The organism is Paraburkholderia sp. JPY419, from assembly GCF_050435705.1.
GTDB classification, from domain to species: Bacteria; Pseudomonadota; Gammaproteobacteria; order Burkholderiales; family Burkholderiaceae; genus Paraburkholderia; species Paraburkholderia youngii.
On record NZ_JBNDKV010000004.1, the window covers coordinates 185,939 to 199,817 of the forward strand.

Here is a 13,879-nt window from a genome sequence, read left to right on the forward strand (position 1 = left end):
TACGGCCGACCGCATCAGACAGTAGTCGGCCGGGAACTGACGTTCAACAGCGACTCGCCGGTCCTGGAATGTCCGTTCGGACGAGACGCGCTGCTGCAATGGAGCCCTGCGTTTCCAAGTCTCTAGCACACAGCACCGCATAACCGCGCTCCCTGAGCTGTTCACCAGATCGGAGGAAAGCGGTCAATCACGCCCTGATGGGGGGGCCGTTGGTAGGAGTTACGTTGAGGAAGAGATCATGAGTAAGCTTTCAGGTAAGGTGGCCGTCGTCACGGGTGCGTCCAAGGGTATTGGAGCCGCTATCGCCCAGGCACTTGCAGCGGACGGTGCCAGCGTAGTCGTCAACTATGCAAGCAGCAGGGCAGGCGCCGATGCTGTGGTTGCTGCCATTACCGCGGCGAACGGCAAGGCCGTTGGTGTCGGCGGCGATGTGTCAAAGGCAGCGGACGCGCGAGGCATCGTCAATGCGGCGGTCGAAACCTATGGACGCCTCGACATCCTCGTCAACAATGCCGGTCTCTTCGAGATGTTGCCGATCGAAGATGTGACCGAAGAGCACTTCCACAGGCAGTTCAACACGAACGTGCTTGGCATTCTGCTCACGACGCAAGCCGCCGTGAAGCACTTCGGGGAGGGGTGTGCATCATCAACATTGGTTCGTTCGTGAGCCGCGCCACGCCGCCGATGACGGCCGTTTATAGCGGTACGAAAAGTGCCGTCGATGCAATCACGGGTGTGCTTGCGCGCGAACTTGGTCCGCGCAAGATTCGCGTGAACGCCATTAATCCAGGCGTGGTGACGACCGAGGGTTTGCGCACAGCAGGGTGGGTCACGCCTGAGGTTGAACAGTTGATCCTCAGCCGGACGCCGCTCGGCCGTCTGGGCCAACCGGATGACATCGCGTCGATTGCAGTCTTTCTTGCATCGGACGACGCACGATGCTTGACAGGCCAACACATTATTGCCAGCGGCGGCATGCGTTGATCCCGAAAACAGGCGCCCTGCAACGTGTTGATGGAATGCACGTGCGGCTGCGCTGGAACGAACGTGACCGGACAAGTCGCCTGCCGTCAATGGTGGCGGCCCGCTCGTTAGCGGAGATGAGACCTGCTGTTCCCGGCTGGAAGTTCCAGACAACGCGGTCTCGTACTGGATGGAGTGAGTGGAATGGACGGCGAAAAAGTAATCGCAAACATCGATCAGACTGACTGTGCGGCGTTGAAGGGCAGGCTCATCGAGGCCGGCTGCCAAGTGCTGATGATGCCCGCAGTTGGCGGGAAAATTGCGCATTGGAACGGCGCTTTGGATCCCCGTCCGAAAATGCTGGTCCGATGCAGCACCGTTGCTCAGGTCTCGAGTGTGATGCGCGCGGCGAGCGCCTTCGATGCTCCACTCGCCGTCTACAACGGCGGGCAGGACTGGAACGGTCGGTCTATGCGCGTCGGCAGTCTGCTGCTAGATCTTTGCGACTTGCGGACCATTGAGATCGACACCGGGCGCAGAGAAGCGACGATCGGCGCGGGCGTGACGAGCGCTCAGCTCAATCGCGCTGCGGGCGAACGAGATCTTGCCGCGGTGATCGGCAACGACGGGGCGGTGAGCATGGCCGGCCTCACGCTCGGCGGCGGCTATGGACCGCTCATGACTCGCTTCGGATTGGCATGCGACAACCTCCGGTCGGCCGAGGTCGTACTGCTCGATGGAAGCATCGTGACGTGCGACGGAGAGCGCGAGCCTGACCTGTTCTGGGCGCTGCGCGGCGGCGGTGGGAACTTCGGGGTCGTCACGTCGATGCGCCTACGTCTTCACACGCTGGATGACGCGCTGGTCGGTACCATTGTGTACCCCTGGACTGACGGGCGTGCTGTCCTTGCGCACTATGCCGGGTTGATGCTCCGGGCGCCAGACGAGCTGTTCAGCGCCGCCGTCCTGGCAACCGGATCAGGCGGTAAGCCGGTGATCGTGATCTCGCTTGTCTGGACTGGAGAGCAGGCAGCCGGCGAGGCAATCATCGGCGAGGTGGCGGCAGCCGGTCATCCCATTGTCGTCAGGGCCGACCCGACGGTTGCGCGCGACCTCCTCTCCCTGACCGACGGAAAGCTCGCCCAAGGTGTCGGCTACGAGGTTGCGACGCGGTGGTTCAGCGCCCTCACGGGCGCGACGATCGACGTACTCCTTGCAGCGTTCGAGGCGCGCACGTCGCCCTTGACCTCGATCATCGTCCATCATTGCCATGGAGCCGCTACACGGGTCGCGGCCGACGCGACCGCATTTGGCATGAGAGATCCGCACTTCACTGCTCTGATCTACGCAGCCTGGGAGCCTCCGCTGGCCGACGCGGCGTTGCATCGGATGTGGGCGGCGTCCCTGGACGGCGAACTCGCGCCCACCTCGTTGCCGGGGGGGTACGCTAACCTCCTGCCCGACCGCGCATCGGACCGGATAGCCCACGCCTACGGCCCCAATGCATTGAAGCTGTCCCGGATCAAAGCCCGCTTCGACTCGAGAGGCGTCCTCCATGCCATTCCGCTCCCCGCTTTTTCAGGGGCCGCGTGATGCCTATGATGACGCCCTTACAGGAGCAGTCAGATGGCAAACCCCTTGTCCAGCGTTGAGCAACCAATCGCACAGCGAGCGCGTTCACTGGACTGCTCGGCAATCCGCGAGATTGTCAAACTGTCCGCTCCCCGCAGATGATCTCGTTCGGCGTGGCCGCAGCGCGAGCGCGCCGGAATATATAGCGAGCGTCGAGTGTTGTCCGGATGGCCCAGTCATCAAAAGCCAATCGGCCCGTTGGAGCAACCGCCATGTCTTGTCTCGGAACACGCCCCCAACCCACACAGACGCCGCGACTCATTACGTTGCACGAGCGCCTGTTCGAGTCCGCGGAAGCCCACCCTGATGCGATTGCGCTGATCGCCGGCGACGATACATGGACCTACTGTCGTCTGGCACGGTATGTCAGAAAGCTTTCACAAGGCCTGAGCGCACAGGGTCTGAAACCAGGCGATCGCGTTGCACTGCACTTGACGAACAAACCGGAAACCGTCGTCGCGTATTACGCGTGCATGTTGACAGGCATGATTGCGGTGCCGCTGAATAACCGGCTCACACGCGCGGAACTCGAGCGGCAATTGCGACGGCTGCAGGTTTCGTTGTATCTGGGCCAGATTGATCTGTACGGCGCAATTGCCGGCATGGATGGTTCGATCCTCGATGCGGACCGGCGCTTTCTTGTCGACGGCTCGTCCCAGAGCACGGGCGCAAAGGCATGGAGCGAGTTGCTTGAGCACCCGGAAGACGAGGTGCGGCTCGCGCTGGCGCACGTCGATGAACCTGCGCTTCTGCTGTCAACGTCCGGCACTACGGGGGAGCCGAAGTTCGTCACCCACACCCAGCGCACCGTGTCCGCGATAACGCGAGCATGCCAGGCCGTCGCGTCGAGGCCGTACGACGTCGCGCTGATTGCCGCGCCCATGATGCATGGGGCAGGGCTCGTTACTGTGCTGGCGACGTTAGCCACAAATGGCATCTGCGTCCTGTTGGACCGATTCGAGCCAGCGCCCGCGCTCGACCTGATAGAGCGGCACCGTTGCACGCTGCTGATATGGTTGCCGTTCATGTATGCGGGGGCGATCGCCGAGCAGATTGCGCAGCCACGCAACGTCACGTCGCTGGGCACCTGCCTCGTCGTAGGCGACACGACGCCGCGAGGTCTGCAGGAGGAGTTTTTGCGGGTGTTCGGCGTCAGGATGCGCAACGTGCTTGCGATGAGCGAAAGCATGGGCACGTTCACCTACGGATTCGATATCGGGCCGGTGTGCCGCGCAGTCGACATGAACCGCGTCCGCCTCGTCGACGCAGAAGGCAACACCGTCAGACGCGGCGAAGCGGGCGAACTGTTGCTGCGCGGTCCGAACATGTTCGTCGGCTACTGGCATGGGCCCGGACACATCGACGACGCACGCAAGGATGGCTGGTGGGCCACGGGCGATGTGCTGAGACAGGACGAAGCCGGCGATTTCTGGTACGTCGCCAGAAAGAAAAACCTGATCATCCGTGGCGGGTCGAATATCTCGCCGGTCGAAGTTGAGGACGCGCTTCTTGTCCATCGCGGCGTGCGCGAGGCAGCGATAGTCGGTGTGCCGGATGCCGTCCTCGGTCAGCGCGTAATCGGTTTTGTTGAACTGACCGAAGGCGCGACGCAGGTCGAGGAAGTATTGCTCGACCTGTCCACTAGGGTTGCGAGCTACAAGATGCCGGAGCGGCTCATCGTCGTTGACCGGTTGCCGCGCAATTCGTTAGGCAAAGTGGACCGGGCCAGGCTGAAAGCAATCGGCGAGCAGCATCTGGACAGCCGCCGCGCTACGTAAGGCTCGTCTTTGCCATGTCAGCCGGGAAAGAGGGTAAGTGTCAGAGTAAGAGCCGCTGCGATGGACCGTCCTGTGACGTATCTGAGCTGCAACATTCGCGTGAGCCGCGCCACGGGCTCGGCAGCAACATCGTGCCGTCATGCCATTTGTCGAAATCGAAGGCCGAACCCTGCACTACCAGACCCGGGGTACTGGTTTCCCGGTTCTGCTCGGACACAGCTACTTGTGGGACTCGGTCATGTGGGAGCCGCAAATCGAGATACTATCGCGCTCGTTCCAGATGATCGCTCCCGATCTCTGGGACCATGGCCGATCTGCCAGTCTTCCTGAGAGCACGCGTACCCTGGGTGATCTCGCCAGGCACGCGAGTCGCCTGCCGGATGCGCTTGCCGTCCAGCAATGCGCCGTCGTTGGCCTGTCTATCGGCGGCATGTTGGGGCGCGGAGCTTGCGTTGCGCGATCCGTCGCGAGTCCATACGCTGGTCATGATGGATACTGACCTCGGGGCCGAGCCTCACGCAAACCGCACGCGGTATTTCCAGATGCTTGACACGATCAAGGCGCTTGGCAGCATTCCGTCGCCGATGCTTGATGCGATCGTCCAGCTATTTTTTCCGGAGCGGGGTTGATCCTGACGCCGGACTACCGATGTCATTCAGGCGCGCGCTGGAAAACGTCTCAGCGTCGCAATTGCGACAATCGATAGTTCCGCTGGATCTGGCGCCGGCACTGAATGAGCGTGCGAAGAATGCCGCACTGGCCGACGTCGAGATCGATTTCCGGGAAGGGGATGTCGAGGCAACCCCCTATGACAATGCTAGCTTCGACGTAGTGCTAAGCCAATTCGGCCATATATTCGCGCCACGGCCCGAAGTGGCGATTGTGGAAATCCTGCGCGTATTAAAACCGGGCGGCACCATCGCGTTTTCAACCTGGCCACCGGAAGACTTCGTCGGCTAAATGGCTGCACTGGTTGGTCAATACCAGCCGCCGCCACCGGGCGTTGCGCCCCCGTTGCAATGGGGCGACCCGAATATCGTCCGCCAGCGGCTGCGCGAAACGGTCGCTGAAATCGTGTTCGACCGCGGCGTAATATGTTTCCCGGCGTTAAGCCCGCAGCACTACGGAAACGTTGCGAAGAGACATTTGTGCCTGTAGTAAAGCTTGTGCAGACCTTGCAGGGTGACGCGACCAGGCTGGCGGCCTTCCGCGCCGAGCTGGATGGCTGCATCGGCCGCCATCTGGAAAACAACATGGTGCGGCAGCACTATCTAACGACGCGCGCGATCAAACGCTAATTCCGCGCCTTGCAGGAGCTTTGACTTAAAAACCTCTGATATTGGATTCTCGTGATTGCCAGCTGCATTTTCACATCGTCGTCCGCTCCGCACCCTGAGGCAGGCAGTTGAGGTGACAGCTGGTCGGGGTCCGCAGTGGGCCCCATCCCCGACGTTCGCCGTGTTGGCCCGCGAACGGCGGCTCTCGGTCGGATAGTGTTGCGGTTCCGCATCAATGCGCGCGAAGACACGGGATCATCGCTGCCGCTTCGCAGCCATATCGGCGGGATCGTTAGCAGGATCCCGCCCATTCTTTGCGGCAACCAGGAATCAGTTTGCCGGCATTGCGTCGATCCGGCCGAAAACGCCCGTCGTCTTGCTCGGGCCGGCCGCGTAGAAGAGCGTATTAGAGGGCTGACTGTCGACATTGTTGCCGAAACTGAGCCCCCATAGACCTGGTCGTGCGAACCGCTGTCCGTTGGACAGCGTGAGCTTACCCAGATCGTGTCCCGTACCGGGATCGAACGCCTCGATCGTGCCGTCACCGAAGTTGCCCACCATTAAAGCGTTGCTGAGCGGGCCAAAGTTGGCCGGAGCCTGCGCGATACCCCAGGGGGCATTCAACGAACCGCCATTGTTCTCGATGCGTTCGATGAAATTACCGGAAGCATCGAATTCGTCGAGAATCCCCAATCCGGCCCCTACCACCTGGGCTCTCGCGGCGGCGTTCTGCATCGCGTATGACACAAAGATCTTTGTGCCGATTGCCTGAATGCCGAACGGTGCGAACCCCGACGGCAAGTTGGGATCCTGGAACTGGCCGGTTAGCTGGACCTTGGTGAAGTTCGTATCGAACACGTCGACCTTTGCGTTATGAAAGTCGGTAGCGTAAAGATACGGTTGACCGGTGACGCTCGACTGCGTCAGGCCTTTATAGTTGGCGCCATCTGCCCCGCCGTCAAAGGCCGTGACGGCCTCGGTCGGCAGGACCTTCGGCGACCACGCGGCAATCGTTCCACCCTCCGTCGCCCATATGAAGACGGCATTGCTGCTCTTGCCGCCGGAACTGATGGCAAAACCGGAAGCCTTATTGAACACCATCCCCGTGTTGGCGGCTGTGCCGCTGCTGCCGGCTGGAATCGTCACCACCAGCGACTGAACCACGCCATTCCCATCGTACAGGGTCGACTTGTTGGTGGTGTTATCCGATACCCAGAAGGTACCGGTGGGATTGAAAGCAACTCCCCATCCGTTCTGGAGGTTGGGATCGGTGTGTACAGCGGGCGAGCTTCCGTCTGAAACCAGCGTCGTCGCAACATAAGGCGTAGCGGAAGGATCTGACGCGCTGTTGCTCCCACCGCTTCCGCCGCCGCCGCACGCCGTCAGCATTCCGGCAGTTGCACCCAATGCAAGGGTACCAATAATTTGGTAAAAGGTCATTTCAAGCTCCATTTTTTATCAAGTCCAATTGTTCCGAAGCGCCTCCAGACGTGCCGGAACTCCGCATAAATCATTGATTTCCCGCTGAACGTGCGCGAGGTTGACGAAGAGATATTTTCAGGCTTACTAAATTTCAGATTCCGTGGAATGCCTGAGAACAACCGCATGCACGCCGGCCGTGATAGGGGCCCGCTGGCAACTGAGCCGTATCTCGCGTCCTCATGCCCCACTATCGATAATGGACATGCTCTCCGGGCACTCGCCGGAGGGTCATCGGCCTGCTTCTCTAAAACAATCGCCAACGAATCTTTATTCCCGTGTGGCTTTGCCCGTCGTGCAACGAGAGAGAGACGGCGTGGAAAATCCGGAGACGCCGCTGAGAGGAACAGCCGTGGCTTGCCATCTTGAGAGCTAGTGCGGCCTCACTCAATTCGCCATCGGCGTTTCGGGAAAAATTGAAGGAAGTACTCTGCGGATGGTCGATCGAGCTCACGCCTTAGATAATCAAGCCCTTAGCCGGGCTTGATCAAGGCGCTGACGAAGTTATCGTTGCTGCTGGACTTGTATCCAACGGTTTCCAGGTAGAGAGAGGACCACTCTAAAGCCTTCAGGCTAGCGCTGCGCACGTGCATCGCGCGTGAGGTGGTGCGCAGCCATTCATCGAAGGTGGAACTCAGGCGAGGCAAAACGTTGCGGTCGGCAGCCATGGTTCGCGTCTCGGAGGTTTTCACACAGTGCGCTCCGCGCTGATGCCCCTCAGGTAATGCGCGAAGCGGCAGCAGGCAAATATTTACGACGAACGCGCCGAGAGGGTGGAGTTGGTGGTGGCCGTCGGATCGTCGTACTCATTCGGTTTGGCGACCGACTGCGCGCCGATCAAAGCGGCCACATCGGAGTCCTTGCGATGGACGAGCGGTATGAGGCCCATCGGGCGCGGGATGAATTTCTGAATGCTGTCCACGCCTCTAGAACAACAAGAGTTCGCGATCTATTCCACGTCCGAGCCATTGCCCCGAAAAATCGCTGGTTTTCTCGAAGCGATACGGGTGTGCAGACCCATGCAAGCGCGTTAGCGATATCCGCCGTTGAGGAAGATCGGGCGCAATCGCGCGCCAGTCCCATCATTGAACCCGGATTCGGCGACCGCGACGTTGACGGTACAGATTCGGTTGCAAGTTCTGGATAGTTTTCGTTTGCAAAACTTATTGAAGAAGCGTCACACGCCGGGCTACCTGCTCTGGAGGATCCATCACCATGCAGGTGCAGGGTATTGGCGACTTAGGCTGAACGACAAAACTGACACGTGTGTAAGGGGCAGAGCTCGACGGATTTATATTTCGCGAGTGTTCTCCCGTTCCGTTAACTGGACTGGATTGAGTAGCGGTAGTCGGACGAATACCTCATGTCGGGGACGATGAAGGTTGCAGGACGATTCGGACGTTACGTTGAGCATGCCGGGGCTGCTGGCGTTGATGCCAGTCTCAATATGTGGGGGAATGCCGCGTGGATTCGGTGGGCGTGGGTAAATTACACGCTGCATCATTGACCTTGAAAGCCATTAGTGCATTCATTGACGAAGACGCAAGGAGAGTGAAATGATAACTTCTGCTCGTATTGGGCATGTAGCCCACTGTTACGCCCGCATCCGCGCGCTGCGACGGCCCAAATCTTTCGACCGGGTCGGCCGCGATCGTCGCCATCTGCGAAATTTTTCCGGACGTTGCACAATACAGACGTCGCCGCTCGGCCCGGTGCGGCCAGTCTTTCGTCGGCCTGTCCGACCGTCTTTCATCGGTTATCAGCCAGTCAATCATGTCAACAGCAGAGGATGAGAGTCTGCCCAGTCTGCTGCCGGGAATGCTGCCGCGATTGTGGGCGTTCTCGTTGCGCCTGAGCGGCAACCAGCATGACGCCGAGGACCTTCTCCAACGCGCCTGTGTTAGAGGGCTGGAGCGCGCCGATCAGTTGCAGCCAGGCACATCTCCCCTTAGTTGGATGTTTTCCATCGTCCACTCCACCTGGATCAACGAACTGAGAGCGCGTAATGTGCGCAACCGCTCGAGCATGGACTGGGACGACGAGTTTCTGCAGACCGTCGCCGATCCCGGTGCGCGCACGCCGGAAGAGAATATGCTGCACGGCGAGATCATCGCGGCAGTCGAGCGGCTTCCCGAGGCGCAACGAACAGTGATGCTGCTGGTGGCCGTCGAGGGCATGAGCTATGCCGAGGCTGCCGAGACGCTCGGTGTGCCGATCGGCACGATCATGAGCCGGCTGTCGCGCGCCCGGCAGACTATTGGGACGCGATTCGGTCACCGCGAGGCAACGACTGCGCGGTCATCCCACAGCGAGCAGTCCGATGATGATCGATGACGCCACCCTGTTAGCCTACGTCGACGGAGCATTACCGCCGGACGAGTGCACGCATGTCGAGCGTGCGATCCGGGAGTCGGACGACCTGTCGTTGCATATGTCGACCTTGCGAGCGTCGCGATTACCGTACGCGGCAGCGTTCAGCAGGCAGGCGTTGCCGGCGCTGCCGGAGACCTTGCGCCGCAACGTCGACGAACTGTTACGCCAGCATCTGGCGGGTGCACGCGCTCCTCAGGCGGTCAATGACGCCACTGCAATCCATGCAATTGATATTGCCGGCGGTGGTGAGTCAGGCGAGTCATGGCTCGCGTCCGGCGGCAACCTCCATCGACCGAAGCCGCGCGCCTCGTTGCCGTGGCTCGCGGTCGCGTTTGTCGCGGGCGCCGTCTGCTGCGGCTTCGCGTACCGTCTGTTGCCTCAATTGACAGGCGGCGCAATCATGACGGAGTCAAACGATTCGAGCGTGTCGCCGTGGATTACTGCGGCCGTCAGCTATCAGCAGCTTTACACACGCGACACTATCGCCTCGCTGCAGCCTGACCTGCGCGCGACCGCTGCAACCGTCGCCGAGATCCGCCGGGACGACGGCCTGGCTGTGAAGATCCCCGATCTGCGGAGTCAGGGGCTCTCGTTCAAGCGCGTGCAGCGCCTGAATTTTCGGGGCAAGCCGCTCGTTCAGATCGTCTACCTGCCGGAGCACGGCGCCCCTGTCGCGCTATGCGTGCTGAAAGAGGCGAAAGCCGATGCGGTGCCCGCGAGCGATCGTGTCGGAGGGATGGATGTCGTGGCGTGGCGGCGGGGCCAACTCGGCTATGCGCTGATTGGCGAGCACGGCGGCCTCGATCTCGACGCGCTGGGCAAGCAGCTATATGACGGGCAGGTGTCGACCACCATCGGCCGCAACGACGCAAATGAATACGCCAGGTTGTCCTGATCGGCGGCGTGGCCGCGGTTTGGCGGTGCGCTGGCTCGCGGTATTCGCGGTGCCCGCGCTGCTCGCCGCGCTGTTTGCCTGGTGCGCGGGATGGCTCGCGCCCGGCCTGACCGCACAGCGCATCGTTGATGCATTCGAGGCGACGTCGACGCCGCATCCGGGCTTCCGGCGCAATCATGCGAAAGGTATTTGCGTCACCGGACATTTCGACAGCAACGGCGCCGGCGCACAGCTTTCGCGCGCGAGCGTATTCGAACGCGGCAGCTACGCCATCGTCGGGCGCCTGTCGATACCGGGCAGCAATCCACAAGAGGACGACGACGATGGCATGGTGCGTAGCTTTGCGCTGCGCATTGCGCTGCCGCACGGCGAACAGTGGCGCCTCGCGATGAATTCGGCGCCGATCTTCGTGGTGCGCACGCCGCAGGCGCTATTTGATGAGCTGCGTGCGCAAGCGTCGGATCCACGAACCGGCCACGCCAATCCCGCAAAAGTGCAGGCGTTTCTCGATGGCCATCCGGAGGCCCGTGCGTTTATGGAATGGGTCCGTTCGCACCCGCCATCGTCCCGCTTCAGCAATGCAACCTATTACGGTATCAGTTCTTTCCAGACCACCGATGCGCGTGGCGTGAAGCGTTTCGTCCGCTGGGACGTGGTGCCGGACAGCCCCTGGCGTCCTGTCGGAGCACGCGCGCAAATCGATCCCGATTTCCTGTCGCACGATCTGGTGATGCAACTCGCGAAGGGGCCGTTGCGCTGGCATCTGGTGCTGAGCGTGGCGATGCCCGGCGATCCGATCGACGATTCGACGCAGCAATGGAACGATTCGCCGCAACGCGAGCGGATCGACGCGGGCACGGTCGTGATCGATCGCGCGCAAACGCAGATCGATGGGCCATGTCGCGACATTTCGTTCGATCCGACCATTCTGCCCGACGGCATCGTGCCATCCGCCGACCCGTTGCTCGTAGCACGTTCGTCGGCATATGGTGTCTCGTTCGACCGCCGAACGAAAGAAGAGGCCGCTGCCGGGGGGAATCGCCACTGAGTGCGACCTGGGAAGAACGTGCAACCCGGACTATCATAGAGACTTGACGACCAACGAGCGGTGCCCGTCCTGCCTGGTGCAGACGAGTGCGGGCGAATCCCGGTCACGCTCGATTTCCTTTCAGCCTGGCGACCTATGAGACCCGACGACAGCAGATTGATGGCGTATGTCGATGGCGACCTCGGCCCGACCGAGACTGCATCGATCGAGAAAGAACTCGCCGTTTCACCTGAATTGCAGGAGAGCGTCAAATTGCTGCGCGCGTCGCAACTCCCTTATCGCGAGGCGTTTGCAGCGCAGAAACTGCCGCCGTTGCCGGTCGAATTGCAACGCCAGATCGACGCCATGGCGAGCGCCGCACGGCTCGCGCAATCGAACCCCATAGCTAGCCAGCCCGTGCGGTCACGAAAGCCGCAGGCGCGTTTGTGGCTCGCCGCGGCATTTGTCGCCGGAGCGTTTTGCGCGGGCCTCGCGCTGCGGCTCGGCCCCGCGTTGCTGGGCATGCCGGGCGGCGGGGGCGGGGGTGCGACGACCGTCGCATCGGGCGAGGCGTCGCCGTGGATTCGCGCGGCGGTCGACTATCAACGGCTCTTCACGCGCGATACCGTCGCCGACATCACGCCCGACCTCAAAGCTTCCGCGAGAACCGTTGCGGCGATCCGGCAGGTCGACGGCGTTGCGTTGCGAGTGCCGGATCTGCAGGCGGCGGGGCTGTCGTTCAAGGGAGTCTCGCGCCTGCGTTTCAACGACAAGCCGCTGGTCCAGATCGTCTATCTGCCCGCCGACGGCGCGCCCGTCGCTCTGTGCGTGATGAAAGACGCGCGGCCGGACAAGGCAATTGCGCAACAGCAATTGAACGGCATGACCGTCGTATCGTGGCGGCAAAACGATCTGGCGTTCGCGCTGATCGGCAAGCCGGACTCGGTCGATCTCCAGTCGATCGCGCAACAGATCACGAACAGCAGCGTGGACGCGCTGATCTGATTGCGTTGCCTTTTCGTCGGCTCCCCACGGCTCAAGGCTGCAGATCGTCGAGGGCGCGCAAAAAGGCCGCTCGGTCCGCCTGCGTCGGCAGCGCTTCGGCCAATCGCGCGCGGAAGGTCGCCGTGTCCGCGCCACGCGCGGCGTGCTCGACAACGATGCGCGCGATCGGGCCGACGTGCGATGCGAGCCTCCGTACAGCGACTTCGACCTGCCGGGAATCGAGCGGCGCGCACGCTGCGGATGCATCCGCAGCAGACATCGCGCCTCGCATGGAGCCATCGGCTAAGGCGATAGTATGCTGCTTGATCAGCGTATCGAACTCACGACGCGCCGACTCGCCGGAAAAATGGCGCGCCAGTTGTTCCAGTAGGGCGCGCGAATCGCTCGCCTGCGATGCAGCGCGCCGCACGAGCAGCGATGCAACCGGTCCGACATGGCTCGCGAGGCGCTGCTCCACTTCAGCCAGAAACTCCGGCGGCCAACCAGCCGCGGCGCTGGCCGCTGGCGGCGCGAACGCCTCACGCGCCGGCCCCCCACGCACGACGGTATGGTTGGGGTCGAGCCGCGCCATCAATGTGTGCTGCAAGGTCAACAAAGCGTTGCGCCAGCTTTGTGCGGACGCGAACCGGTCCTCAGGCCGTTTGGCGATTGCCTTCAGTACCATGGCATCGAGTTCGGCGGGCAGCCACGCGGCATGCGTCGACGGAGGTGGCGGCATCTCGTTGATCACCTGATGCATGACGGCCGCCGATGCACCGGTGAACGGGCAATGCCCGCTCAGCATTTCGTATAGCACGACGCCGGCGGAAAACAGATCGCTACGTGCATCGATCTCTCCGCCCGCATACTGCTCCGGTGACATATAGCTTGGTGTGCCGATCATCGTGCCCGCTTGCGTCAGACGTCCCGTATCGAGCTGTGCGATGCCGAAGTCCGTCACCTTGCATTCGCCGCGTGAGGCGATCAGCAGGTTTGCGGGCTTGATGTCACGATGGATCACGCCAAGTTCGTGCGCATACGCAAGCGCATCGAGTAATTGCGCGAACCACGTGAGCGCATCCATCAACGGTATCGTGCCGCCGTTGCGGGCGTGCTGCGCGAGCCGTTGCGCGAGATTTTCGCCACGCACATATTCGAGCGCGATGAAAGCAACGCCTTGTGCCTCTCCATAGTCGAACACGCCGACAACGTGAGGGTGCACGAGCCGTCCTGCGGCGCGAGCTTCGTTGAGAAAGCGGGCGGTCAGTTCAGTGTGGGTTGGTCCCGCCGTGGCTTGTCCGTCGTTCAGCAGCGCGGCGTGTATCGTTTTGAGCGCCACCTGGCGCTGGATGTGCGGATCGGTCGCGAGATAGACCGTGCCCATGGCGCCGCGTCCGAGCACGCGCTCGATCCGGTACCGGCCGATCTGTGCGGGTGTCGTGGCGGGGCGCGAAGTCATGGCGTCCTTCAC

General features: G+C 61.8%; 12 protein-coding genes and 2 pseudogenes. 10 read left to right on the plus strand and 4 right to left on the minus strand.

The annotated features are described in order from the left end of the window. The first annotated feature begins 301 nt into the window (after positions 1-301). The 6 genes and pseudogenes from QFZ91_RS29360 to QFZ91_RS29385 all read left to right on the plus strand — a co-directional run bounded on the left by QFZ91_RS29360 (position 302) and on the right by QFZ91_RS29385 (position 5,671). Positions 302-984, plus strand: a pseudogene (locus tag QFZ91_RS29360) (SDR family oxidoreductase). 183 nt (positions 985-1,167) lie between these two features. Then, entirely contained in the window at positions 1,168-2,556 is a 1,389-nt protein-coding gene (locus QFZ91_RS29365) for an FAD-binding oxidoreductase (protein WP_429569290.1), read from the plus strand. A gap of 251 nt (positions 2,557-2,807) precedes the next feature. Continuing rightward, on the plus strand, positions 2,808-4,373 hold the full coding sequence (locus tag QFZ91_RS29370) for a class I adenylate-forming enzyme family protein (RefSeq protein ID WP_429569291.1): 1,566 nt from the start codon (positions 2,808-2,810) through the stop codon (positions 4,371-4,373). Positions 4,374-4,512: 139 nt separating this feature from the next. After that, positions 4,513-5,087, plus strand: a pseudogene (locus QFZ91_RS29375) (alpha/beta fold hydrolase); the annotation flags it as partial. Continuing rightward, entirely contained in the window at positions 5,064-5,333 is a 270-nt protein-coding gene (locus QFZ91_RS29380; protein ID WP_429570898.1) for a class I SAM-dependent methyltransferase, read from the plus strand. The pseudogene QFZ91_RS29375 and the gene QFZ91_RS29380, both read left to right, overlap by 24 nt. Before the next feature lie 134 nt (positions 5,334-5,467). Beyond that, positions 5,468-5,671: a hypothetical protein gene (locus tag QFZ91_RS29385; RefSeq protein ID WP_429569292.1), complete on the plus strand. Its 204-nt coding sequence runs from the start codon at positions 5,468-5,470 to the stop codon at positions 5,669-5,671. Between the two features lie 309 nt (positions 5,672-5,980). Here QFZ91_RS29385 and QFZ91_RS29390 read toward each other — a convergent pair whose 3' ends face one another. The 3 genes from QFZ91_RS29390 to QFZ91_RS29400 form a co-directional block, all read right to left on the minus strand. Further along, the gene (locus QFZ91_RS29390; RefSeq protein WP_429569293.1) at positions 5,981-7,090 is read right to left on the minus strand and encodes a TIGR03118 family protein; all 1,110 of its coding nucleotides are present in this window, start codon (positions 7,088-7,090) and stop codon (positions 5,981-5,983) included. Positions 7,091-7,602: 512 nt separating this feature from the next. Beyond that, positions 7,603-7,821 carry a hypothetical protein gene (locus QFZ91_RS29395; RefSeq protein WP_429569294.1) on the minus strand — a complete coding sequence of 73 codons (219 nt, stop codon included), beginning with the start codon at positions 7,819-7,821 and terminating at the stop codon, positions 7,603-7,605. Positions 7,822-7,880: 59 nt separating this feature from the next. Next, positions 7,881-8,051: a hypothetical protein gene (locus tag QFZ91_RS29400; protein WP_429570974.1), complete on the minus strand. Its 171-nt coding sequence runs from the start codon at positions 8,049-8,051 to the stop codon at positions 7,881-7,883. A gap of 851 nt (positions 8,052-8,902) precedes the next feature. Here QFZ91_RS29400 and QFZ91_RS29405 point away from each other — a divergent pair. The 4 genes from QFZ91_RS29405 (at position 8,903) to QFZ91_RS29420 (ending at position 12,429) form a co-directional block, all read left to right on the plus strand. Beyond that, positions 8,903-9,463: an RNA polymerase sigma factor gene (locus QFZ91_RS29405; protein ID WP_368595952.1), complete on the plus strand. Its 561-nt coding sequence runs from the start codon at positions 8,903-8,905 to the stop codon at positions 9,461-9,463. Further along, positions 9,450-10,397 (plus strand): anti-sigma factor, encoded by a 948-nt coding sequence (locus QFZ91_RS29410; protein ID WP_429569295.1) that lies wholly within the window; start codon positions 9,450-9,452, stop codon positions 10,395-10,397. The genes QFZ91_RS29405 and QFZ91_RS29410 overlap by 14 nt, the downstream gene beginning before the upstream one ends. Beyond that, on the plus strand, positions 10,375-11,445 hold the full coding sequence (locus tag QFZ91_RS29415; RefSeq protein WP_429569296.1) for a catalase family peroxidase: 1,071 nt from the start codon (positions 10,375-10,377) through the stop codon (positions 11,443-11,445). The genes QFZ91_RS29410 and QFZ91_RS29415 overlap by 23 nt, the downstream gene beginning before the upstream one ends. Positions 11,446-11,580: 135 nt before the next feature. Further along, on the plus strand, positions 11,581-12,429 hold the full coding sequence (locus tag QFZ91_RS29420; RefSeq protein ID WP_429569297.1) for an anti-sigma factor: 849 nt from the start codon (positions 11,581-11,583) through the stop codon (positions 12,427-12,429). A 31-nt stretch (positions 12,430-12,460) separates the two neighbouring features. On the opposite strand, the gene QFZ91_RS29425 is transcribed toward QFZ91_RS29420, so the two are convergent. Further along, the gene (locus QFZ91_RS29425; RefSeq protein ID WP_429569298.1) at positions 12,461-13,867 is read right to left on the minus strand and encodes a serine/threonine-protein kinase; all 1,407 of its coding nucleotides are present in this window, start codon (positions 13,865-13,867) and stop codon (positions 12,461-12,463) included. Positions 13,868-13,879: the final 12 nt, after the last annotated feature.